Origin of the sequence: Rhizobium sp. BK112, assembly GCF_014193215.1 — a bacterium.
Taxonomy (GTDB): Bacteria; Pseudomonadota; Alphaproteobacteria; order Rhizobiales; family Rhizobiaceae; genus Rhizobium; species Rhizobium anhuiense.
Genome location: NZ_JACHYZ010000010.1, coordinates 190,325 through 213,315 on the forward strand (window position 1 = coordinate 190,325; position 22,991 = coordinate 213,315).

At 60.1% G+C, this 22,991-nt stretch carries 25 protein-coding genes; 16 read left to right on the forward strand and 9 right to left on the reverse strand.

The genetic code is table 11. The features are described 5' to 3' along the window. Positions 1 to 12 precede the first annotated feature (12 nt). The 3 genes from FHT75_RS25425 to FHT75_RS25435 form a co-directional block, all read right to left on the reverse strand. A complete protein-coding gene (locus FHT75_RS25425) occupies positions 13 to 705 on the reverse strand; it encodes an amino acid ABC transporter permease (RefSeq protein ID WP_063473793.1) in 693 nt (230 codons plus the stop codon). Between the two features lie 77 nt (positions 706 to 782). Then, complete coding sequence (locus tag FHT75_RS25430; protein ID WP_063473792.1) at positions 783 to 1,619, reverse strand: ABC transporter substrate-binding protein; 837 nt, start codon at positions 1,617 to 1,619, stop codon at positions 783 to 785. Between the two features lie 115 nt (positions 1,620 to 1,734). Beyond that, positions 1,735 to 2,388: a GntR family transcriptional regulator gene (locus FHT75_RS25435; protein WP_176707326.1), complete on the reverse strand. Its 654-nt coding sequence runs from the start codon at positions 2,386 to 2,388 to the stop codon at positions 1,735 to 1,737. A gap of 112 nt (positions 2,389 to 2,500) precedes the next feature. Here FHT75_RS25435 and FHT75_RS25440 point away from each other — a divergent pair, with 112 nt between their 5' ends. Then, positions 2,501 to 3,184: a GntR family transcriptional regulator gene (locus FHT75_RS25440; RefSeq protein ID WP_063473790.1), complete on the forward strand. Its 684-nt coding sequence runs from the start codon at positions 2,501 to 2,503 to the stop codon at positions 3,182 to 3,184. 136 nt (positions 3,185 to 3,320) lie between these two features. Here FHT75_RS25440 and FHT75_RS25445 read toward each other — a convergent pair whose 3' ends face one another. The 5 genes from FHT75_RS25445 to speB all read right to left on the reverse strand — a co-directional run bounded on the left by FHT75_RS25445 (position 3,321) and on the right by speB (position 7,847). Next, positions 3,321 to 4,292 (reverse strand): ornithine cyclodeaminase family protein, encoded by a 972-nt coding sequence (locus FHT75_RS25445; RefSeq protein WP_063473789.1) that lies wholly within the window; start codon positions 4,290 to 4,292, stop codon positions 3,321 to 3,323. 157 nt (positions 4,293 to 4,449) lie between these two features. Next, positions 4,450 to 5,097, reverse strand: coding sequence for an amino acid ABC transporter permease (locus tag FHT75_RS25450; RefSeq protein ID WP_063473788.1), 648 nt, complete (start codon positions 5,095 to 5,097; stop codon positions 4,450 to 4,452). Beyond that, a complete protein-coding gene (locus FHT75_RS25455) occupies positions 5,094 to 5,762 on the reverse strand; it encodes an amino acid ABC transporter permease (protein ID WP_063473787.1) in 669 nt (222 codons plus the stop codon). Before FHT75_RS25455 ends, FHT75_RS25450 begins: the two co-directional genes overlap by 4 nt. Before the next feature lie 141 nt (positions 5,763 to 5,903). Next, the gene (locus FHT75_RS25460; protein ID WP_047615601.1) at positions 5,904 to 6,701 is read right to left on the reverse strand and encodes a transporter substrate-binding domain-containing protein; all 798 of its coding nucleotides are present in this window, start codon (positions 6,699 to 6,701) and stop codon (positions 5,904 to 5,906) included. 84 nt (positions 6,702 to 6,785) lie between these two features. Further along, complete coding sequence (speB, locus tag FHT75_RS25465; RefSeq protein WP_063473786.1) at positions 6,786 to 7,847, reverse strand: agmatinase; 1,062 nt, start codon at positions 7,845 to 7,847, stop codon at positions 6,786 to 6,788. 260 nt (positions 7,848 to 8,107) lie between these two features. Between speB and FHT75_RS25470 the strand changes: the two genes are divergently transcribed. The 6 genes from FHT75_RS25470 to FHT75_RS25495 all read left to right on the forward strand — a co-directional run bounded on the left by FHT75_RS25470 (position 8,108) and on the right by FHT75_RS25495 (position 13,604). Further along, the gene (locus FHT75_RS25470; protein ID WP_063473785.1) at positions 8,108 to 9,184 is read left to right on the forward strand and encodes an extracellular solute-binding protein; all 1,077 of its coding nucleotides are present in this window, start codon (positions 8,108 to 8,110) and stop codon (positions 9,182 to 9,184) included. A 93-nt stretch (positions 9,185 to 9,277) separates the two neighbouring features. Further along, positions 9,278 to 10,162 carry an ABC transporter permease gene (locus tag FHT75_RS25475; RefSeq protein WP_063473784.1) on the forward strand — a complete coding sequence of 295 codons (885 nt, stop codon included), beginning with the start codon at positions 9,278 to 9,280 and terminating at the stop codon, positions 10,160 to 10,162. Then, a complete protein-coding gene (locus tag FHT75_RS25480; protein WP_047615593.1) occupies positions 10,159 to 10,998 on the forward strand; it encodes an ABC transporter permease in 840 nt (279 codons plus the stop codon). Before FHT75_RS25475 ends, FHT75_RS25480 begins: the two co-directional genes overlap by 4 nt. A gap of 10 nt (positions 10,999 to 11,008) precedes the next feature. Then, complete coding sequence (locus tag FHT75_RS25485) at positions 11,009 to 12,073, forward strand: ABC transporter ATP-binding protein (protein WP_063473783.1); 1,065 nt, start codon at positions 11,009 to 11,011, stop codon at positions 12,071 to 12,073. Positions 12,074 to 12,205: 132 nt separating this feature from the next. After that, the gene (locus FHT75_RS25490; RefSeq protein WP_174824500.1) at positions 12,206 to 13,075 is read left to right on the forward strand and encodes a LysR family transcriptional regulator; all 870 of its coding nucleotides are present in this window, start codon (positions 12,206 to 12,208) and stop codon (positions 13,073 to 13,075) included. 175 nt (positions 13,076 to 13,250) lie between these two features. Next, positions 13,251 to 13,604 carry a RidA family protein gene (locus FHT75_RS25495; protein ID WP_097543624.1) on the forward strand — a complete coding sequence of 118 codons (354 nt, stop codon included), beginning with the start codon at positions 13,251 to 13,253 and terminating at the stop codon, positions 13,602 to 13,604. Positions 13,605 to 13,764: 160 nt separating this feature from the next. On the opposite strand, the gene FHT75_RS25500 is transcribed toward FHT75_RS25495, so the two are convergent. Further along, the gene (locus FHT75_RS25500; RefSeq protein ID WP_047615589.1) at positions 13,765 to 14,259 is read right to left on the reverse strand and encodes a hypothetical protein; all 495 of its coding nucleotides are present in this window, start codon (positions 14,257 to 14,259) and stop codon (positions 13,765 to 13,767) included. Positions 14,260 to 14,574: 315 nt separating this feature from the next. On the opposite strand from FHT75_RS25500, the gene sdhC reads away from it, so the two are divergent. The 9 genes from sdhC to FHT75_RS25545 all read left to right on the forward strand — a co-directional run bounded on the left by sdhC (position 14,575) and on the right by FHT75_RS25545 (position 22,983). Continuing rightward, positions 14,575 to 14,970, forward strand: a complete 396-nt coding sequence (sdhC, locus tag FHT75_RS25505; RefSeq protein ID WP_047616030.1) for a succinate dehydrogenase, cytochrome b556 subunit — start codon at positions 14,575 to 14,577, stop codon at positions 14,968 to 14,970. 10 nt (positions 14,971 to 14,980) lie between these two features. Then, entirely contained in the window at positions 14,981 to 15,361 is a 381-nt protein-coding gene (gene sdhD / locus FHT75_RS25510; RefSeq protein ID WP_047615588.1) for a succinate dehydrogenase, hydrophobic membrane anchor protein, read from the forward strand. A 7-nt stretch (positions 15,362 to 15,368) separates the two neighbouring features. After that, positions 15,369 to 17,210: a succinate dehydrogenase flavoprotein subunit gene (sdhA, locus tag FHT75_RS25515; RefSeq protein WP_047615587.1), complete on the forward strand. Its 1,842-nt coding sequence runs from the start codon at positions 15,369 to 15,371 to the stop codon at positions 17,208 to 17,210. Between the two features lie 18 nt (positions 17,211 to 17,228). Continuing rightward, a complete protein-coding gene (locus FHT75_RS25520) occupies positions 17,229 to 18,008 on the forward strand; it encodes a succinate dehydrogenase iron-sulfur subunit (protein ID WP_003567268.1) in 780 nt (259 codons plus the stop codon). 377 nt (positions 18,009 to 18,385) lie between these two features. Next, the gene (locus FHT75_RS25525) at positions 18,386 to 18,904 is read left to right on the forward strand and encodes a protease inhibitor Inh/omp19 family protein (RefSeq protein ID WP_063473782.1); all 519 of its coding nucleotides are present in this window, start codon (positions 18,386 to 18,388) and stop codon (positions 18,902 to 18,904) included. Positions 18,905 to 18,951: 47 nt separating this feature from the next. Beyond that, positions 18,952 to 20,115 carry a cell division protein ZapE gene (gene zapE, locus FHT75_RS25530; RefSeq protein WP_047615585.1) on the forward strand — a complete coding sequence of 388 codons (1,164 nt, stop codon included), beginning with the start codon at positions 18,952 to 18,954 and terminating at the stop codon, positions 20,113 to 20,115. A gap of 177 nt (positions 20,116 to 20,292) precedes the next feature. Further along, positions 20,293 to 21,255: a malate dehydrogenase gene (gene mdh / locus FHT75_RS25535; protein WP_007822364.1), complete on the forward strand. Its 963-nt coding sequence runs from the start codon at positions 20,293 to 20,295 to the stop codon at positions 21,253 to 21,255. A gap of 34 nt (positions 21,256 to 21,289) precedes the next feature. Further along, positions 21,290 to 22,483 (forward strand): ADP-forming succinate--CoA ligase subunit beta, encoded by a 1,194-nt coding sequence (sucC, locus tag FHT75_RS25540; protein ID WP_063473781.1) that lies wholly within the window; start codon positions 21,290 to 21,292, stop codon positions 22,481 to 22,483. 8 nt (positions 22,484 to 22,491) lie between these two features. Next, entirely contained in the window at positions 22,492 to 22,983 is a 492-nt protein-coding gene (locus tag FHT75_RS25545) for a DUF1579 family protein (protein ID WP_063473780.1), read from the forward strand. Positions 22,984 to 22,991 lie beyond the last annotated feature (8 nt).

The window sequence follows — 22,991 nt, forward strand, 5'->3', positions numbered from 1 at the left end:
AAAATCCTGGTTCTAGCGCTTCTCGTTAATGGAAAGCCGAGATCCGGCTTGACCGAGACGCTTTTCGATGTGGCTCTGGAAGAAGTCCCAGAGTGTTGTGAGGAGGAGGTAATAAATCGCCGCGACAGCAAACAGTTCGAGCACCATGAACCGCTCCTGGATGAGAACCTGAGTCCGGCGAAGGAGTTCTTCGACCGAGATGACGGAGGTGACAGAAGTCGTTTTCAAGAGACCGTTCACCGAATTGCCGAGAGGCGGAACAATCACTTTGAAGGCTTGCGGCATCACGATGTAGCGCATGATCTGACGCTCCGTCATGCCGAGCGCGCGCGCTGCCCTGGTCTGGCCTTCCGGCACGGCTTCGATACCGGCGCGAATGATCTCCGCGAGATAAGCTGCCTCGTTGAGAGCCAATCCGAGCAACGCCGCTTCTATGACGGTGAACTTGATGCCGAACAGCGGAAGCGCCGTATAGATCGCAATCAACTGTACGAGAAGCGGCGTGCCGCGAAAAAGCCAGATATACGCCTTGGCAATGTAGTATGGCATCCGCCGCGACGATCGCCGCATCAATGCAAGAGCAAAGCCCAGAATAAGCCCCGCAACCAACGAGACGATGGTGAGCCAAACGGTCGTGAACACCCCGCCAAGTATAAAGGGGTTGAACAGATAACCGAAAAAACCAGACCAGTTCCAAAGCGACATGAAGACGACTTTCTGCGAGAGGTTTGGCGCGACGTGGTCGCGTCCCGCCTCATCTCTAAACGATCTTTGAAATCAGTTCAGCGACCGGGGCCTTTGACCGAATAGTCACCCGCGACCATCGGCAGACCGTATTTGTCAAAGAGCGCCTTCAGAGATCCATCCGCCTTCATGTCTTTCAACGTCGCAGACACGGCATCAGCCAAAGCCGGGCTTTTGAATGCGACAGAAACCGGAGCGGGGTAGAGGCCACTGATTGCCCGTTTGAAGTCCCCGCGAGAATCGTACTCCTTGGCGACGGCGTCGATCGACACGACACCCTGCACCTGGCCCGCCCGCAGAGCCTGGTAGGCCAGGGCGAAATTATCGAACGTCTGGATGGTCAAGCCTTCTTTGCCAGCGTCACGCAGTTCCTTGTCGAGAAGGCGTGTCTTTGTTTCCTCGAAACCACCAATTTCGACACCGATCGTCATGCCGGCCAGATCATCTTTTGCGGCGACGTTTTTCTTCGAATCTGGTGCCACGGAGATGCTGATGGCCTGATCTTCATAGGGGATCATCTGCATGATCTTGGCGCGTTCTTCGGTGAAGAAAATGCCCGTATTGATCATGTCCCAGCGGCCAGCCTGCAGGCCCGGAACCATCGCGGAGAATTCGATGCGGACATATTCGGGCTCAAGGCAAAGGCGCTTGGCGATCTCTTTGCCGAGGTCGATGCGCATGCCCTTCAGATCACCCGTGGAGTCGATGAATTGGAGCGGCGGAAGCGTTGGATTGGTCGACATGACGAGCGTGCCGGGCTTGATCAACTCGCCTGCCGCCACTTTTGGTTCGCAGGATTGAGCGAAGGCAAAAGACGCTGTGATCGACAGGAAGGACGCGGAAAGAATGCTGCGAGAGAAGTGTGAACGGAGCATGGAGAGCCTCTGGAGTTCGGTTCTTTATCGTTGGATCCCAACCTTGCATTCAAGTGGGATCCCACTTTTATACAAAAGTTCACCGTTGATGCAAGTGCATTCTCAATTCATCGATTCAGTAGTTTGCTAGGACGCCCTGACGTACGACTTCGAGATGATCGGTCATGGCTTGGCGAGCCGCCTCGGCATCGCTGGAGGCCAAGGCAAGCAGGATCGCTCGATGTTCTCGCACGCCCGGCTTCGCGCGTACGACAGGCAGCTGTCGCTCGAAGATCGTTGTGTAGCGCCGCATCTCCGCGATCGTGGTTGCCATAAAGGGGTTGCGGCTCTCGCTTGCGATATAGTTGTGAAGCGCATCGTCAAACGCCCAGACTACCTCAGGGTCAGGTTCGGGGTCGTCCTCGATCTCGTCAAGCATCCTTGTCAAAGCGTCCAGTTCAAGTCGCGAAACGTGGGGACTGGCGAGCGCGGCCGCAGTTGGTTCGAGCAGCATCCTCATGGTGAGGCTGTCAAGGTAGTCCTTGAGACTGATGACCCTGACCGAGAGAACGCCTTTTTCGTTTCTGACAAGAAGTCCTTCCCCTTCGAGACGTCCCAGCGCGTGACGCATAGGAGAACGCGAAACAGCATGTTTGGTCGCCAGGCGACGTTGCTGGACGACCGATCCCCCCGCGAGCCTGGCTGATAGAATATCGGCCAGCAGGGAACGGTAGGTTTCGTCAGCAAGGCTGGAGTCGCCAACTTCATTCAGACCATCGTCCATCTGCACTCGTTCCAGTCCTTTTCCAAATCGGCTATCATATGTAACAAGTGATCGCGTAAGGAAAGCACGATGCCGCGTCGAGCGGCCAACGACCTAAAGAACAAGGAAATGGCAAACGGTGACAGACGCCTTAGAGGCCTCGGGTCGGAAAATTGCGGAGAAAGGGCAGCATAATCTTGCATCGCTGACCTACAAGGCCGTGTCCGACATGATCCGGCATCGCCGGCTGAAAGGCGGGCATGTCATCGTTGAGGCAAGGCTTGCCGAGACACTTGGGATTTCGAGGACGCCGCTGCGGGAAGCGCTGCAGAGGTTGGAGGGCGAAGGCCTGGTTCGCAAGGGCGACGGCCGAAACTACGTCGTGCGACAGGTGGATGTCGGCGAGTATCTTCAAAGCTTGAAACTGAGGTTGTTGATCGAACCTGAAGCAGCAGTACTGTCGATAAACGCTATTCCGCGACGACTTTTGATGAGCGTCCGGCAGGAAATCCACGACCTTCTGGACGCCACGGCGTATCACACAGACGCCCATTGGTTCTCGGACGACAATCTCCATAATATGATCATCGATCATTGCGGCAACGCGGTAATGGCCAAGGTACTACGGGAGCTTCGGGCGACCACGCGTCTCTTCGAAATTGACCGCCTGAAAGATCGCCTGAAGCCGGACTCCACGGAACACCTCGTTATCATCGAGGCGATCGACCGGGGCGACGTCGAGGAAACTCGCCGAGCTGTCGCCCACCACATCGAAAGCTTAATCGCATTTACCCGGATGCATCTACACGTCGCTGACCTCTAGCGATCGAGTGGACCGTAGGAGCAAGCCCGGTGAAACGATGATGGAGCCTCAATCAGAGGCTTTTGTTCGAGTCAAAGTCCTCGATGCCTCGATCAGCCATCTTCTTTTCGCTGGGCATCGCCCGGACCAAAAGACGTCAGCCGGCGATCAAGGCGGCTTCATAGACCATCGTCGCGGCGGCAAGATCAGCCAACGCCGTTCCGACTGCCTTGTAGAGCGTGATCTCGTCGTTGGACGTCCGCGCCGGAATATCCCGGCGGCACAGCTCGTCAAGTGTCGCACGCACTGCATCTGTAGACATGACGCCAGCCCTGATCGGCTGAACCAGATCGCCCGCTTCGTGAAGGGCTTCGTGCGTGTCGATATAGACCGAGGAGCGCCGAAGCGCTTCTTCATCGGCCTCGCGCATCGCCGGCGTGAAGCCGCCGATCAGATCGACATGGGTGCCCGGCTTCAGCCATTCGCCTCGGATAAGCGGTGCGGTCGCCAGCGTCGCTGCGCTGACGATATCGGCTTGCCGCGTCCCGGCTTCCAGATCCGTGACGGCGGTGGCCTGGAGGCCGCGTCGTCGGAGGCTCTGCGCCAGCCGTTCCGCGCTGGCGGGATCGATATCCCAGATATCGACATGCGCGATCGGCCGGACGGCGCGGTAGGCATCGGGTATGAGGCTCGCGACGCGGCCTGCGCCGATCACCAGCAGACGGTGCGCGTCCTTTCGGGCAAGATAATCCGCGGCAAGGGCCGATGCCGCCACCGTACGGCGCGCCGTGATCGTGTTACCGTCAAGGAGCGCAAGCTGCATCCCGGTCCGGCCATCATAGAGCATGTAGGTCGAGGTCAAACCGGGAATGCCGCGCGCCGTGTTTCCGGGAAAGACGGTAACGATCTTGATGCCAAGGTAGCGCTCCGACCGGTGCGTTTCATGCCAGGCCGGCATCAGAAGCAGGGTCGCATCCGGCTCGCCGCTATTGGCTATCGTGTGGTGATGCCGTACCGGCACAACACAGCCTTCGGCAAATGCTTGCCGCAAAGTCGCAACCAGCGCGTCGAAAGGCAGAAACTCGCCCGTTGTCCGGGCATCGAGAATACGGATTTGTGTGTCGGTCATTGAAGCGATCTCTCAGTGAGTTCTGACTGCTGGATAAAGCGAGTTCTGTGTGATTGAACGAGGCCGCGTCGCCGCTGCGCGGCGCACCAGCTTTTCAACCGGCATCGGCCCTTTGGACACTCCGTTGCGATCGGAATGCGGGGCAACTCGGCACCGCTCAGCCAAACGCCGCCTTCTTCTCCAGAATTCTGGCGTATTGCGTCAGCGGATAGCACAGGGCGAAGAAGATCACGGCGACGAGACCGTAGACCTTGAACGGTTCGAAGGTCGCGTTGTTGATGGCGTTTGCGGTCTTCAGCAGTTCTTCGAAGCCGAGGATCGAGGCCAGTGCGGTGCTCTTGATCAACTGAACCAAGAACCCGACGGTCGGCGCGCGCGTGATCCGGAAAGCCTGCGGCAGGATGACAAGGCGAAGTTCGAGGAGACGGTGCAAACCCAGGCTGGCTGCGGCGTCCCATTGTCCGCGCGGCACCGCCTCGACGCCGCTCCGCCAGATTTCGGCCAGATAGGCGCTGGCATAGAACGTCAGGCCGCAGACGGCGGCAGTCCATGACTCGATGCGGAAACCCAGCATCGGCAGGCCGAAGAACATCAGAAAGAGCTGCATCAGGAGCGGCGTTCCCTGAAACAGGGCAATGTAGCCGGACGCGAAGCTGCGCGACCAGCGCGTTTTCGATATCCGTGCAGAGAGGATCGCCAGGCCAACGATGGCGCCGCCGGCAAAGGCTGCGAGCGAAAGCAGCAGGGTCCAGCGTGTTGCGAAGACAAGATTGCGCAGAATGTCCCAGAAGGTGAACTCAATCATGCCAGACCGGCTCCCAGAAAACGGCGTTTCCCGGCGAAAAGAAGCCGGCGAAGTGCGGCGGACATCGAAAGGTAGATCAACGTCGCCACCAGATAGGTCTCGAAGGAGCGGAAGGTGCGCGACTGAAGCAGATCGGCCTCCTGCGCCAGCTCGCGGACGGATATTTGCGAAACCACCGCCGATTCCAGCATCATGATGATGATCTGGCTCGTCAGCGCCGGAAAAATGATGGCGAGCGCTTGCGGCAGAATGATCTTGAAGAACACCAGCCGAGGTCTGAGGCCGAGTGCCTGTGCCGCCTCCTTCTGGCCTCTCGGTATGGCATCGAGCCCGGCCCCGACCACCTCGATCGTGTAGGCCGCCATGTTGAGGGTCATGGCAAGAACTGCGGCAGAGATCGGATCAAGGCGAATGCCGAGGCTGGGCAAGCCAAAGAAGATGAAGAACAGCTGCACCAGGAATGGCGTATTGCGCATGACTTCCACATACAGGCCGACGGCCTTGCGCAACCATGGATAAGGTCCCCGGCGCGCGGCCGCGCCGAGAACGCTGAGAACGATCCCGAGGACCGATGTGGAGGCCGTCAGTGCAAGCGTCGTGCCCGCGCCATAAGCCAGAGCGCCCATTCCGTCCCATAGCCAATTGAAATCGAGGCTGTATCTCATCGCTTGTCCTTTGGAGCCGGATGGCCTGGGCTGGGTCGGCCCGAAATCTCGATCCGCCTCTCAACCAAAGAATTGGAGCATGATGCCGCCGGAATCGCTTGCGGTTTTCGACATCATGCTCTGGTGAGGGGGAGGCCGACCTCAGTCCTTCAGGTTTTCAGGGTTGAGCGGTGCTTTCAGCCAGCTCTTCGAGCTTGCGTCGAGTGAACCATCGGCAATCATTGCGGCGACGCTATCATTGACGGCCTTCTTCAGGCCTTCCTCGCCCTTGCGGAGTGCGATGTGCGAGGGCGAGCTGAGGAGCTGGAATTTCTGCTCCGGCTTCAGTTCGTCCTGTCGTGCCAGAACCTGAGCACCGACATCGTTGCCGACGACCATCAACTGGGTCTGGCCGGATATGAAGGCCTGGATGACCGAATTGTAGTTCTCGAAACGCTGGATCGCGGCCGAACCGGGGGCGGCGGCGGTCAGCGAGGTGTCTTCGAGCGTCCCGCGATTGACGGCGACGGTCTTGTCGGCAAGGTCTTCCTTGCCGCTCACCTTCAGCGCAGCCGGACCGATGACGGCGATATAGTAGGGGGCGTACGGGGCGGCAAAATCGATAACCTCGGCACGCTCCTTCGAATAGCCGACGCTCATCAGCAGATCGACGCGGTCGTCGTTCAGGTAGGCGATCCTGTTCTGACCAGTCACGCTCACGAGATTGAGTTTCACGCCGAGCCCGTCGGCGATCTTCTGGGCGACGTCGACGTCATAGCCTTTGATGCTCATATCGGCGCTTGCCGAAGAGAAGGGCGGGAAATCGGAGAAGATGCCGATGTTGATCTCGCCTGCAGCTTTGATATCGGCAAGTTCGTCGGCCTGTGCGGCCCCTGCCAGGATGCCGAACACGGCAATTGCTGCGGTGGCGGCGTAGCGCAATTTCATAAGAGCAGTCATGTCGTTCCCCTTTTTGAGACGTCTTGTGCGACAGGTGATGGATGGCAGCGGACACGAGGCACGCTGCCGGTGTGAAGCTGGTTCTCAGGTCACGTTTGTCCTGGCCGCGGGACTGAACATCGCGAGGCACAGGAGTTCGAACAGGACCTGCGCGGCGATCTGCGCGGTGTTGGTGGTGTTGTCGTATTGCGGCGCGATTTCCACGACGTCGCCGCCGATGAGGTTGATGCCTTTGAAGCCGCGCAGCAGGGTCAAGGCCTCCCTCGGCTGAAGCCCGCCCACTTCTGGCGTGCCGGTTCCCGGAGCGAAGGCCGGATCAAGGCTGTCCACGTCGAAACTGAGATAGGTCGGACCGGCGCCGACAACCTCCAGAGCCTTTGCGATCACGGCCTTGAGACCCATCTCCGCCACCTCTTCTGCGTGGATGACGGTCATGCCGGAGGCAAAGGAGAACTCCCAGAGATATTCGCCGCCGCCACGGATGCCGATCTGGATCGTCCGCTTCGGATCGAGCACGCCCGCCAGAACCGCCTCGCGGAACGGCGCGCCGTGATGGAACTTGGAGCCCTCATAGGGACCTGCGGTGTCGCAATGAGCGTCGATGTGGATCATGCCTACCGGCCGGCTGGCCGCCAGGCCCTTGAGAATGGCGCCGGAGATCGAATGGTCGCCGCCGACCGACAGCGGAATAACCCCGGTTGCCGCGATCATCCGGTAGCAGGCCTCGATATCGGCATGGCATTCGGCCAGGCCGAACCGGCTGCGCATCGGCACGTCGCCGACATCGGCGACTTTCAACCCTCCCATCGGCGCGACACGCAGAACATGCTCGTAGGGGCCGACACGCTCGATCGCCCGGACGGCCCGCGGCCCCAGCCGCGCGCCGGCGCGATTGGTGACGCCGAGGTCCATCGGCACGCCGATCAGAGCCACGTCAAGCGCCTCAAGCACCTCGGGCCGCAAGCCGTTCTCGATGAAACGGGCGTCCAGAAAGGTCGCAGGATCGGCAAAGGGCCATTTGCGGCTGTCGCCGTCCTTGAACACGCTCGCCGCCACGGCGCGGAAGTGCGGATCTTCCATCTCCCCGCCTGCGGCGCTGCCGAAGCGCTTTCTCAAGTTTTCCAGAAAATCCCGATCAATGGTCAAGGCAGGCTCCCACGTATTGATGCAGCCGTCATCATCAGCGCCGCACGCTTCTCTTGGAACCGCGAAAATTCGAGAGGGGATATAACGATTGCTGATAGCTCGGATCCGCCGAGGCGCCGCGATGCGGGTCGTGCATTCATCGGTATGTTCAGAAAACTTTATAACCCGGCGAGAATTTTCCCACTACCGCGGTCGGCAACCTCCCAGCAGTCTCCGATACGAACGGTCCGGCAGAGGGCCGACAACAAAGGGAACCTACCATGTTGCACGATATGACACGCCGCCGCTTCCTCGGATCCGCCGCTGCCGCGGGGATTGCCGGCACGATGACCGGGTTTGCGCGATCCGCCGCAGCCGGCAGCGGCAATCTCACCGCCGTCGAATGGGGCGGCGATGTCGTCGAAGCCATGAAGCAGATTGCCGCCGACCAGAATGCGGCGACGTTCAACTGGGTTCTCCATCAGGGTGGCGCGGGCGCGATCCTGCCAAAGATCAAGGCCGTCTGGCCGAATGTCGACTACGACTACGTCGCCGGCTGGGAAGGCTCATTCAACAGCATGGTGAAGGAGGATTGGCTCGAGACCATCAATCCTGCCGATATTCCCAACCTTGCGAATATTCCCGAGAAAATCATCATTCGGGACGGCAAGGGGAATATCAAAGCGGTCCCACGCGCCGTTGGCGGCATGTATTTCGGCGCCCGAACCGACACGGCTCCGATCGCTGTGAAGACCATCGATGATCTGCTGAGCCCCGATCTTAAGGGGGCGATCTGCTGGCCAGGCCCGACGCAGAGCATGATGCTCCAGATCGTCGCGCTCGCCCTTCACGCCGGTGGCAGTGAAACGAATATGGAGCCCGGATGGAAGCTCATGACGGAACTGGCGAAGTCCGGCAATATCGGCCGCGTCGCCATCACCGATATCGATTTCACCAATTCGCTGACGTCGGGCGAGACCTCCGTCGGCTTCTTCGCTGAGCCCGGCTGGGCGGCCGTGGCGAAGAACTTCCCGGTTACGCGTTTCACCAAGGACAGTAACTTCAAGGCCTTCCTCTACCAGAGCGGTTTCGGCGTGTTGAAGAATAGGCCGAACACCAAGGCAACGCTCGATTTCGTCAACTTCGCGATCAGCCCGGACATGAACTCGCTCTACGCCAAGGTGGCGGGCGAAGCGCCGTTGAACAGCAAGGCGGTCACCCCCGACAATCTCAAGCATCTCTCCTTCACGCCGGACGAGTTTTCGAGCTTCGTCTATGTGCCGGACTACAATGTCGTTCTCGAACAGCAGGATGCCTGGTCCAAACGCTGGGAACAGGACATTGCTCCGTTGCTCTAAGGCACCTCGCGGCAGGTTATCGAAGGCGCGACGCGGGCTTCGATAACCTCCCTTTCTCATGCCCCGCAAGGGCGAGGAAAAGGCTGTTCCACCATGACCAAAGCAAGGCGGCAACCCGTTGCCATTTCTATTCCTGATCGCCGAGATGTCGCCCTGACGCTCGGACCAGCCCTGCTGGTGTTCGCCTTCGGTTTTCTGTCGCCATTAGTCAATCTGGCAATCGAAAGCTTGAAGGAGTTTACGCCGGGGCGCGTCGGTTCCGTTGAAAATGCCGCGGCGACAGTTCAAAACTACTATGAGCTGGCAAACCAGGCGTTTGCGAGCGTCCTGCTGACGACTTTCTGGATCGGTGGAGCTGCCGCGATCATCGGCCAGCTCGTGGCATTCCCGCTGGCCTACTTCATCGTACGGCGCATTTCCCCGCGGATGCGGGCGCTCACTCTCGGCTTTTTGATTACGCTTGTTCTCTCCAGCGTCCTGATCAAGACCTATGCGATCGAACTGACCTTCGGGTCGGTCGGCATCTTCCGCCCCTTCCTCTTGACACTTGGCCTTTCGCCCAACAGCCGCGAATATATCAATATCGTCGTGACTGCGGGTCTGGTTCACTCGATCATACCGGTCGCAACGCTGACGCTGATTGGCGCGATGCAATCGATCGATCCGCGTCTGCTCGATGCAGCCCAGTCGCTCGGCGCGCCGGGATGGAAAGCCCATCTGTCGATCACGCTTCCCCTGAGCTTCCCGGCTCTGATCTCAAGCACGCTTGTCTCGCTGACTTTCGCGATCAGCGCCTTCGTCATTCCCATGGTGCTCGGGAGGGGCCGGGTGCTTTTCATATCGAACGTCATCTACACCCGGTTCAGCGATATCGCCAACTATCCGAGCGGCGCGGCGATCTCGCTCGTCATGCTTGCGGCGGCGTTGGCGGTGGTCGCTGTCATAACGTTTGCGCAGGCCTGGAAGGTTTCCCGATGAGCAGACAGTCTCTTGCAGCGCGAACCGGAGACCGGATCGCCGTTTCCCTTGCCTACGGTGTCATCGGCCTTGGATTGGCGTTCCTCGCCATCCCGTTGGTGATAACATGCATCATGGCTTTCGACGCCAGGACCTACCTTGGTCCAATGCCGCCACCTGCCTTGTCGCTTCACTGGTTCGAACGGCTGGTTTCCCAGGCGGATATCCTTACCAGCCTACGCACCAGCCTCATCTTGGCGGTACTCACGACGGTTCTGTCCGTCACGATTGGAACTGCGGCGGCTGTTGGCCTTGCCCGTGGCAATTTTCCAGGAAAGGCGGCGCTGACTTCGGCCTTTCTCTCGCCACTCATCGTCCCGCCCGTCGTCATTGGATTCGGCCTGCTGCTTTTTCTTTCCAAGGCCGGCATCACGAATGGTATGGCGCGCCTGCTCCTCGGCCACGTGATCGTGACGTTGCCCTATTGCATAAGGACCAGTCTCGCCAGCCTTCTCGGCAGCGATCAACGATTGACGGAAGCCGCAATGGTTCTCGGCGCCACCGAGCGCCAGGCCTTCTGGACCATTACCCTGCCGCTCATGCGGACGGGCGTCGTCACCGGGGCGATCTTCGCCTTCGCCATTTCAATAGATGACGTATCGATCAGTCTCTTTCTGAGCGATCCGTCCGCAACGACCTTGCCTGTTACGCTGGTCAGCAACATGCGGGCGGCTTTCGACCTGACGATCGCTGCGGCGGCCGTGGTCCTGATTGCCGTCACCGCGTTGCTGATCGTCGTGCTGGACCGGGTCGTCGGCTTCGACACTGTCGTCGGCCAGGGTTTGTTTCGTTCTTGAGGACAATACGATGATTTCTGCCGTGGAATTTCAAGGGGTCAGCAAGCGCTTTGGCGAAACCGTCGCCCTCGGTAATATCTCCTTCTCGGTGAATCCAGGTGAAACAATCGCACTGCTCGGACCAAGCGGCTGCGGCAAGACCACCATTCTTCGGCTCATTGCCGGATTCGAGCGGCCCGACAAAGGCTCGATCTTGATCGACGGCGAGCCGATGGCCGGATTGAAACCCTATGAGCGCAATGTCGGGCTGCTGTTCCAGCATTACGCTCTTTTCCCGCATATGACCGTCGAACAGAACATCGGCTACGGACTTCGCCATCGCAACCATCCGCCGGAGCAAATACCTCGCCGCATTGCCGAGATGCTTGAGCTCGTCCGGCTCGTCGGTTTCGGACAGCGGCGGCCGCACCAGTTGAGCGGCGGCCAGCAGCAGCGTGTTGCGCTGGCGCGGGCGCTTGCCACCCATCCGAGCCTTGTTCTTCTGGATGAGCCCTTGTCGGCCCTCGACGCCAAGCTTCGGCATGAGTTGCGCACCGAATTGAAGGATGTGCTCGCCGCGGTCGGCTCGACCGCAATCGTGGTAACCCACGACCAGGAAGAGGCGATGAGCCTGGGAGAGCGCATATTCGTGATGAACCGTGGAGCAATCATGCAATCCGGCAGGCCGGATGATGTGTATTGGCGTCCAGACTCGCGTTTCGTCGCGGATTTCATGGGACGGACGAATTGGATTCACGGCTCGATTTTGGCCGCGGGCGGATCGGCGCGCAAATTTCGCTCCGAATCCGGCTGGGAGTTTCCGGTCGCGTCCACGGGAAGCCTTTCCGGTGCCGCCGAGATTTGCGTGAGGCCGGAAAGCGTCGAGATATCGTCCGGCGCTCCGGGAGCCGGGGCCATGCCCGGACGCGTTGCCGACGTTGTGACACTCGGTGCGTTCAGGCATATCGTTCTGGACCTCGTCAGCGGTGACCGCATAATCTCGGCTTGCCCTAACCGTCCAGACATAGCCTTTACTCGCGGGCAGGAGATCAGCGTTTCCATTCCGCCGGAGGCATGCGTCCTCTTCGCGCGATAAGCTGGCATTGACGGGACGCAGCTTGCGCTGCGCCCCGGGCAAAGGATCGCCGGTTGCCGTAAGAACATGGTTCGTCCAATATCTGCTTATCGGCAGAGAGGCCCTCGGCTCTCGAGCGCCACAAAGTATGGAATGCGGCTCCTGATGCTTGATCTTGATTCCTATCTGCTTCGTGCATTTCTGACCGTCGCGGAGATCGGCACCGTCAATGGAGCAGCCGCCAAGCTGAACAGAACGCAGGCGGCGGTGAGCATGCAGATCCGCAAGCTGGAGGAGCTTGTCGGCGTTACGCTGTTTTCGCGTTCGTCAAAAGGCCTCGAGCTCACGAGCCATGGGCAGATCATGCTGGCTTATGCCCGCGAAATGGTCGCCCTCAGCGACGAGGTCGAGAAAAGGCTGACAGGCAAGATGATCGAGGACCGCATCCGCCTCGGCGTCGTTGAGGACTTCGCAGCCGGCCACCTGATCGACATTCTTAGCGACTTCAGAGCCCAGAACCCGAAGGTCGAGATCGATATCATCGTCGAGCCGAATCGACGCCTCGCCAGCCTGTTTGAAGACAGGAAGCTGGATCTCGTGGTTTGCGACATCACCTGCCTCTCGCGAAAACCGACCCTGATCTGGACCGAATATTTGATGTGGACGGTCAGATCCGACTTTGTGGCGGATGCGGAAAAACCGCTTCCCATCATTATGTTTGAGGAGGAGTGTCCCTGGACGCTCCCGACGATTGCCGCTCTGTCTCAGCGGAACATCAAGTGGAAGACGGCGTGCGTCGCATCGACGCTGGTGGCCATGGCGACCGCGGTTCGCGTCGGTATCGGTATCGCACCGATGATGCTCAACACGAAACCGGAGGGCTGCCGGACGCTTGACAAATCGGCGGATCTGCCCGGGCCGGTGCGCATCGAGATCGGTCTCTATGCTCAGTCCGAGACGGCCGAGGGCGCGCGCTACCTTGTGGACTTCATTTCGCGGCATACGGCCATTTTGTCCAGCTAAAGCCTTGAGCCAACAGAATGCTTCAATCTGACCAGGAAGGCTTTAGGAGCGTTCAGCTTCTATTATATCGGCTCAACTTAATTCCCTCTACCGGAATGGCCAGCCAAGCCCCACAGTGATTCCAATGAAGGGTCGAACGGCCCAATCTCAAGCATTCATGGAAGTCGCGAATACGATGATGGGGCAAGCCAAAGTTGACGAAACTCTCCTCGCAGATGCCGCCTATCTGCCCGGTCAGGTCGCAAACCTGACGAGAGGAGCGAGCGTGACGGCGCAAACCAACGAAATACTGGAGCGCATCGATGACATGCTGCTGCGCGAAGGGACCGATAAGGCGGAGATCATTCTCGCCAACATTTGGCTCAGCGACCTTGCCTCATTCGAGGAAATGAACAGAGCCTGGGATGCTTGGATGCCGGATAGCGGAACGCCACGGCGGGCGACGTTTGAGGACAAGAATCTCCCGCCGATGTGCGCCATCCGTATTGACGTAGCCGCGTCGCGAAAGAGTGGGGCCGGGCAAATTTGAGCCGCCGGCGTTCGTCATCTTCATATTCCTGTCAGCAAAGCTGACCAGGGAAAGGCTCTAAAGCGCGTCGCGTCAAATCGGAATCATGCGACGCGCTTTAAGTCATTGTTTTATGCATGTCGTTGTCCCAAAACCGCTGTACACTTTTGGGCGACATGCATTAAGGCCGGATGATGCAGACATTGGCCTCGTAGGCGCAGGGATCGTCCTGCACGGCGACGTCGATGACCTTCGCCTTCGGCGCCAGCTGTTCAGGCCGCGGGGCCGGATAGAAACCATAGCCGTCGCCGCCGACATAGGTTCCGCCATCGACCTGATAGGCATAGGAAGAGCCGGCATAGGTGCCGCCGCTGTCGCCACCCTGCGCTTGGGGCAGGACGAAGATGAGATTGCTGCGGGCGATGCGATTTGTCGCCGGCGATGAAAACTGTTTCAGGAACGGCATCCGCTCTTTGCGGTTGCGATACCGATAGGCATTGTCGAAACGGATGCCGCGATCGCGCCAGCCGACACGTTCGCCGAGGAACAATCCGCCGTGGACAGCGTGGCGATGGCCGGGAAAGCGATGATCGCTGCGGCGGTCGCCGGCTTCGGCGGGCAAGGCGGCAAGTGCGGACAGGGCAAGCAGGGTGACTGCGGACAAACTGCGAAACATGGGTGGCCGGCCTCCGGAATTCCGATCCTTAACAAATCGTTAACGCCAGATTGCGCCAAAAGCCGAAGCTTGTCCATTCAGGTCCGAGCATCGGCATCAAATTTGAGCGGAAGAGACCAGTTTCTTTAGCCTGCAAACTTCCCGGTAACGCGAATCGATTAAATTAAAAGCAGACAGCGATTGTGCTTGTCGTCGGCGTTTCCGGTGATTAAACGTCGCAATTGATGCAACGCACACAGAGAATTTTGTCATTCGTGTGGTTGACTGAGCATGCTCCGAAATCCGGGAGCGCAGAGAAGCCGCCGCGAGGTTCTGATGGCGAACGTGACAAATAACCGGCCCCTATCGCCGCATCTGCAGATTTACAAACCTATTCCCACCATGATCATGTCCATCGTCCACCGCATTACCGGTGGCGCGCTCTACGTCGGCACGCTGCTCGTCGCTTGGTGGCTGATCGCGGCGGCAAGCGGCCAGGGCTCCTATGACTGGGCCAACTGGGTGCTCGGCAGCCTTCTCGGCAAGCTCGTGCTTCTCGGTTACACCTGGGCGCTGCTGCACCACATGCTCGGCGGCTTTCGCCACTTCATGTGGGATCTCGGTTACGGTTTCGGGAAGGAATTCTCGACCAAGCTCGCCATCGCCAACATCATCGGGTCGCTCTGTCTGACCGTGCTGGTCTGGGTGATCGGCTTCCTCATTCGCTTCTGAAGGTCCTCTCATGGATATGCGCACCCCCCTCGGCAAGGTTCGCGGGCTCGGCTCCGCCAAGGACGGCACGGACCATTTCTGGCGCCAGCGGCTGACGGCCGTCGCCAATGTTCCGCTCATCCTCTTCTTTCTCATCTTCATGCTCGTCTATGCCGGCGCGCCTTATGCGGATGTGGTTCGCGCGCTGTCGAACCCCTTCGTCGCTGTTGTCATGGGGCTGATGGTGATCTCCGGCGTCATCCACATGAAACTCGGCATGCAGGTCATCATCGAGGATTACGTGCATGGCGAGTTCGGCAAGATCGCGCTGCTGATGCTGAACACGTTCTTTGCGATCCTGATCGCCGGCCTCTGTCTCTTCGCCATTCTGAAAATCGCATTCGTAGGATAAGCTTGATATGGCACCGACTTCACCCGCCCAGAATGGCAAGGCCTACAAGTATGTCGATCACTCCTACGACGTGATCGTCGTCGGCGCCGGCGGCGCCGGCTTGCGCGCCACGCTCGGCATGGCCGAGCAGGGCTTCCGCACCGCCTGCATCACCAAGGTATTCCCGACCCGCTCGCATACGGTCGCGGCCCAGGGCGGCATCGCCGCCTCGCTGCGCAACATGACGCCGGACAGCTGGCAGTGGCACCTCTACGACACCGTCAAGGGTTCCGACTGGCTCGGCGACGTCGACGCCATGCAGTATCTCACCATGGAAGCGCCGAAGGCGGTCTATGAGCTCGAGCATTACGGCGTGCCGTTCTCGCGCAACGAGGAAGGCAAGATCTACCAGCGCCCGTTCGGCGGCCACATGCAGAATTACGGCGAAGGCCCGCCGGTCCAGCGCACCTGCGCCGTTGCCGACCGTACCGGCCACGCCATCCTGCATACGCTCTACGGTCAGTCGCTGCGCAACAATGCCGAATTCTTCATCGAGTATTTCGCGCTCGACCTGATCATGTCGGAAGACGGCAGCCGCTGCACCGGCGTCGTCGCCTGGTGCCTCGACGACGGCACGATCCATCGCTTCGCCGCCAAGATGGTGGTGCTGGCGACCGGCGGTTACGGCCGCGCCTATTTCTCGGCAACCTCGGCCCACACCTGCACCGGCGACGGCGGCGGCATGGTGGCGCGTGCCGGCCTGCCGCTGCAGGATATGGAATTCGTGCAGTTCCACCCGACCGGCATCTATGGTTCGGGCTGTCTGATCACCGAAGGCGCCCGCGGCGAAGGCGGTTACCTCGTCAACTCCGAGGGTGAGCGCTTCATGGAGCGTTACGCGCCTTCGGCCAAGGACCTTGCCTCGCGCGACGTCGTTTCGCGCTGCATGACGCTTGAGATCCGCGAGGGCCGGGGCGTCGGCAAGAACAAGGACCACATCTTCCTGCATCTCGACCATCTCGATCCGGCCGTTCTGCATGAACGCCTGCCGGGGATTTCCGAGAGCGCCAAGATCTTCGCTGGCGTCGACGTCACGCGCGAGCCGATCCCGGTTCTGCCGACCGTTCATTACAATATGGGCGGCATTCCCACGAATTATTGGGGCGAAGTGCTGAACGCCGACAGCGCCAATCCGGAACGGATCATCCCCGGCCTGATGGCCGTGGGTGAAGCCGGCTGCGCTTCGGTGCACGGCGCCAACCGCCTCGGCTCCAACTCGCTGATCGACCTCGTGGTCTTCGGCCGCGCCGCTGCGATCCGCGCCGGCGAGGTGATCGACCGCGCAGCGCCGGTCCCGCATCTCAACGTCGCAGCCTGCGACAGGATCATGGACCGCTTCGACGGTCTGCGCCACGCCAGCGGCGCCACGCCGACGGCGGAACTGCGCGAGAAGATGCAGCGCGCCATGCAGGAAGACGCCGCCGTCTTCCGCACGCAGGAATCGCTGGAATCCGGTTGCCGGCGCATTTCGGCGATCTGGCAGGAAATGGGCGATCTGAAGGTCACCGACCGTTCGATGATCTGGAACTCCGATCTCGTGGAAACACTCGAGCTGCAGAACCTGATGGCCAACGCCATCACGACGATCTACGGCGCCGAGGCCCGCAAGGAGAGCCGTGGTTCGCATGCGCGCGAGGACTATACCGAGGGTGCATTCGCCGGCCGCGACGACGTCAACTGGCGCAAGCACACGCTCGCCTGGGTCAACGAGGCCGGCGACGTGAAACTCGACTACCGGCCGGTTCACACCGAGCTCATCGCCGAAGGCATCGATCCGCAGAAGATCGCGCCGAAGGCTCGCGTGTACTGATCTCAAGAGGAACCCGCTATGGTTGAACTCGCTCTCCCCAAGAATTCTCAGATGCGCGAAGGCAAGGTCTGGCCGAAGCCGGCGGGTGCCAAGAACACCCGCGAGTTTCGCGTCTATCGCTGGAGCCCGGATGACGGCCAGAACCCGTCGATCGATACGTTCTACATCGATGTCGACGATTGCGGGCCGATGGTGCTCGACGGTCTGCTCTACATCAAGAACAAGATCGACCCGACGCTGACGCTGCGCCGTTCCTGTCGCGAGGGCATCTGCGGATCCTGCGCGATGAATATCGACGGCACCAACACGCTCGCCTGCACCAAGGGCCTCGACGATATCAAGGGCGCGGTGAAGATCTATCCGCTGCCGCATCTACCCGTCGTCAAGGATCTGGTTCCCGACCTCACCAACTTCTATGCCCAGCATCGTTCGATCGAGCCGTGGCTGAAGACGGTGTCGCCGGCGCCGGCCAAGGAATGGAAGCAGAGCCACGAGGACCGGCAGAAGCTCGACGGCCTGTATGAATGCATCCTCTGCGCCTGCTGCTCGACCTCCTGTCCGAGCTACTGGTGGAATGGCGACCGTTATCTCGGTCCGGCCGTTTTGTTGCAGGCCTATCGCTGGCTGATCGATTCCAGAGACGAGGCGACCGGCGAACGCCTCGACAATCTCGAGGATCCGTTCCGTCTCTATCGCTGCCACACGATCATGAACTGTGCGCAGACCTGCCCGAAGGGCCTCAACCCGGCCAAGGCGATCGCCGAAATCAAGAAGATGATGGTCGAGCGCCGGGTTTGATCAGCATGCATGCCACGACGGAATAGACGGCTTCGATCCCGAAGCCGTCACAGAGATCAGGTCGCGGCTTTGCATCTGTGCACGAACAGGGCATTCGCATCATGGTGCAATTCTCTTGAGTTCGCTGGAGCGCTCTTCCGAGACATTGCGCGAGTTCGACAGGCATCCTGACAGAGATGAACGCGCGCAACACCTTGCTGACAAATTCTATGTGCAGGAAGTTTTGCAGCGGGACAGTTGAACTGTATCGTTTTTCGGTTAGTTGTTGTCACGGGCAATTTGTGCAGCCCGACTTGATTAACCAAAGCGAATTACGATAATCGGACTTGTCTCACGCCCGTTTCTCTACGGCGATAGCCGAATTCAGGAGTATGATGATGCAGTTGCGATATGCGATGACAGGTCTGGTGGTGGTTCTGTCGCTAGCCGGTTGTCAGCGTACGGCATATGATTACAGCTCCAACAACGCCAGTGCCACGCCGGCGCCGCTGACGGCGCAGCCGGTGCCCTCGGTACAGGGGGGGCAGCTTCCGCCACCGACCGGAAGTTCGCAGTTTCCGGCCGCGCCGACGGCGACGGCGCCGATGCCGGGCGCTCAGCCTGGCGCAATGGCGGCGAATGCGCTTGATGTCACCAAGGAATCGATGGTCGGAAGCTGGCGCGTCAACGGCGGCTGCGACATGTTCCTGACGCTGACCAATCTCGGCAGCGGTTCGCGCGGTGGTACCCGCGGCTGCGTCGGCGAGCTGACGGCAATGGGGTCCTGGGAAGTTTCCGGCAAGCAGGTGCTGCTCAAGGACCGTTCGGGCAACCAGATCGGCAGCGTCTACAAGACGGCCGACAACCGCTTTGACGGACAGACGAACACGGGTCAGCCGATCAGCCTCAGCCGGTAAATGTTCCGGCAGCTCTGCTGCGACGACTGACAGGCGGATATGCCCTCATGCAACCAATGCCGGATTATGCGCTCAGCGTCTGCGAACAGCTTAAAGCGCTGACCGCATCGGGGGCACTTCAGGTCGATTCCGCACAGATGGACGTGGCAAAGAGCCTCGACCGGGTGCTTGCCGGGCTCAAGCAACGGCGGCCGGCGGCAAAATCGAGCGCGCTTGGCTGGCTGTTTGCCGCCAAGAAGAAATCCGTCGACGGCCACAAGGGGCTTTACATCCACGGCAGCGTCGGGCGCGGCAAGACCATGCTGATGGACATGTTCTTCTCGATGGCGCCGTGCAGGAAGAAGCGCCGGGCGCATTTCCACGAATTCATGGCGGATGTGCATAACCGCATCGCCGCGCACCGGCTGAAGCTCAAGAACGGCGAGACGAAGCAGGCCGATCCGATGCCGCCCGTCGCCGCCGCGCTTTACGAGGAAGCCGAGCTTCTCTGCTTCGACGAGTTCACGGTCACCGATATCGCCGATGCGATGATCCTGTCGCGGCTGTTCTCCGAGCTTTTCGCACGCGGATGCGTGCTGGTCGCGACCTCGAACGTCGAGCCCGACAATCTCTATAAGGATGGCCTCAATCGCGGCCTCTTCCTGCCTTTCGTCACCTTACTCAAGCAGCATGTCGATGTCGTAACGCTGGATTCGCCCACCGATTACCGGATGGAGAAGCTGAACAGCCAGCCGGTCTATCTGGTGCCGATCAACGAGCATAATGACATGGCGATGGATGCGTCCTGGACGCAGGCGCTGCATGGGCGCAAGGCGCAGCCGCTGGATATCCCGATGAAGGGGCGCCACATCCATGTGCCGCTCGCCGTCGACCGGATGGCGCGGTTTTCCTTCGCCGATCTTTGTGACAAGCCGCTCGGAGCAGCCGACTTTCTGGCAATCGCCGAACGCTTCGATATGGTCTTCGTCGATCACATTCCGTTGCTCGGGCCGGAAAAGCGGAACCAGATCAAACGGTTCATCATTCTGGTCGATACGCTCTACGATCATGCCGTGCGGCTTTACATCTCCGCAGCGGCGATGCCGGAGGAACTGTTGGTGCACCGCAAGGGTACCGAAGGTTTCGAATTCGACCGCACGACGTCGCGGCTTTTCGAGATGCGCAGTGCTGAATATCTTGCGCTGCACCATGAGAAACGCGCCGCCGAGTAACAATCCGGTGACAGAATGTTTTACGTTTACGTAAGAATTTTTGTATCTAAACGATTGAAAACGCTGCATCAAAATTAATGGATTGCCATTTTTTGGCTTTGGGTCTATGCGATTGCGTCATTGGGCGGTGCCTTGTTGCGTCCGTCCGACGAATTTGATCGCAAAGGAAACAGCGAAATGGCGCGTAACAAGATCGCACTCATTGGTTCTGGCATGATTGGTGGCACGCTGGCGCACCTCGCCGGCCTGAAGGAACTGGGCGACATCGTCCTGTTCGACATCGCGGACGGTATTCCCCAGGGCAAGGGCCTCGACATCGCACAGTCCTCTCCGGTCGAAGGCTTCGATGCCAATCTGACCGGCGCCAGCGACTATTCGGCGATTGAGGGCGCTGACGTCTGCATCGTCACTGCCGGTGTTCCGCGCAAGCCTGGCATGAGCCGCGACGACCTTCTCGGCATCAACCTCAAGGTCATGGAGCAGGTCGGTGCCGGCATCAAGAAGTATGCGCCGAACGCCTTCGTGATCTGCATCACCAACCCGCTCGACGCCATGGTCTGGGCGCTGCAGAAATTCTCCGGCCTTCCGGCCAACAAGGTCGTCGGCATGGCCGGCGTTCTCGACTCCTCGCGTTTCCGTCTTTTCCTTGCCAAGGAATTCAACGTCTCCGTCCAGGATGTCACGGCCTTCGTGCTCGGTGGTCATGGCGACACGATGGTGCCGCTCGCCCGCTACTCGACGGTCGGCGGCATTCCGCTCACCGATCTCGTCACCATGGGCTGGGTCACCAAGGAACGCCTCGAAGAAATCATCCAGCGCACCCGTGACGGCGGCGCCGAAATCGTCGGCCTGCTGAAGACCGGCTCGGCCTATTATGCGCCGGCCGCCTCGGCGATCGAGATGGCCGAATCCTACCTCAAGGACAAGAAGCGCGTTCTGCCCTGCGCGGCCCATCTCACCGGCCAGTACGGCGTCAAGGACATGTATGTCGGCGTTCCCACCGTCATCGGCGCCGGCGGCGTCGAGCGCATCATCGAGATCGACCTCAACAAGACCGAGAAGGAAGCCTTCGACAAGTCCGTCGGCGCCGTCGCCGGTCTCTGCGAGGCCTGCATCAACATCGCGCCTGCCCTCAAGTAATCGGCGCTGAAGTAATCGAAACAGGGATAGACCCATGAACATTCATGAATATCAGGCCAAGGCTCTGCTGAAGGGCTATGGCGCGCCGGTTGCCGAGGGTGTGGCCATTCTCAAGGTCGAAGAAGCCGAGGCTGCCGCCAAGTCGCTTCCCGGTCCGCTTTACGTGGTCAAGAGCCAGATCCATGCCGGCGGCCGCGGCAAGGGCAAGTTCAAGGAACTCGGTCCGGATGCCAAGGGCGGCGTTCGCCTCGCCAAGTCGATCGAGGAAGTCGTTTCCCACGCCAAGGAAATGCTCGGAAACACGCTGGTGACCGCGCAGACCGGCGAAGCCGGCAAGCAGGTCAACCGCCTTTACATCGAAGACGGCGCCGACATCGCCCGCGAGCTCTATTGCTCGCTGCTGGTCGACCGCTCGGTCGGCCGGGTTGCCTTCGTCGTATCGACCGAAGGCGGCATGGACATCGAAGCCGTCGCCCACGACACACCCGAAAAGATCCAGACGATCGCCATCGATCCGGAAGCCGGCGTGACGGCTGCCGACGTTGCCGCGATCTCCAAGGCGCTTCAGCTTGACGGCGCTGCCGCCGAAGATGCGAAGGCGCTCTTCCCGGCGCTCTACAAGGCTTTCGGCGAAAAGGACATGGCTCTCCTGGAAGTCAATCCGCTGATCGTCATGAAGGATGGCCATCTGCGCGTCCTCGATGCCAAGATGTCTTTCGATGGCAACGCGCTTTTCCGTCACGACGACGTCAAGACGCTGCGCGACGAGACCGAAGAAGATGCCAAGGAAATCGAGGCCTCGAAGTGGGACCTCGCCTATGTCGCGCTCGACGGCAATATCGGCTGCATGGTCAACGGCGCCGGCCTTGCCATGGCGACCATGGATATCATCAAGCTTTACGGCAAGGAGCCGGCCAACTTCTGCGACGTCGGCGGCGGCGCCGGCAAGGAGAAGGTGGCAGCGGCTTTCAAGATCATCACCGCGGACCCCAAGGTCGAAGGTATTCTCGTCAACATCTTCGGCGGCATCATGAAATGCGATGTCATCGCCGAGGGCGTGATTGCCGCGGTCAAGGAAGTCGGTCTCAAGGTTCCGCTCGTCGTGCGCCTTGAGGGCACCAATGTCGAGCTCGGCAAGAAGATCCTGAACGAGTCGGGTCTCGCGATCACGGCGGCTGACGACTTGGACGATGCGGCCAAGAAGATCGTCGCGGCGATCAACGGCTGAGGACGATCATGGCCTTCCAGTCCACGCCCTCCGCTGCTCATTTCCGCCTCAACGCCTTCGCCGGCGTGTGGGAAGGGGACGAGCGCGTCGCGGCGTCGGCGTGGACGAGCGAAGGCAAGGCCAGTGCTGAGTTTTCCGGCGAGGCGTTGTTCGGCGGATTCTTCCTCGAGCAGCGCTATCGCCAGACGCGGGATGGTGCTGTTTCGTTCGAGGCGCGAAATATTTTCGGCTTCGATGCTTCGGACCAGACCTACAAACTCTACCAGTTCGACACCGCAGGTTTTGCGCCGCCCGTACCGGCGTCCGGCGAGTGGAACGGCAGTGAGCTTGTGCTGATGAAGACTTCGCCGCGCGGCAGCCAGCGCACCGTATTCACGTTTGAAAATGAAGACTGCTACCGGATGGGCGTCAGCTTTTCGCCTGCAGGCAGCGATACTTGGCAGGAGGTCGTCAGCGGCGTCTATCGTCGCGCGTCCTCCACGTCTTCCAACCTCTCCTAAACAAAGGC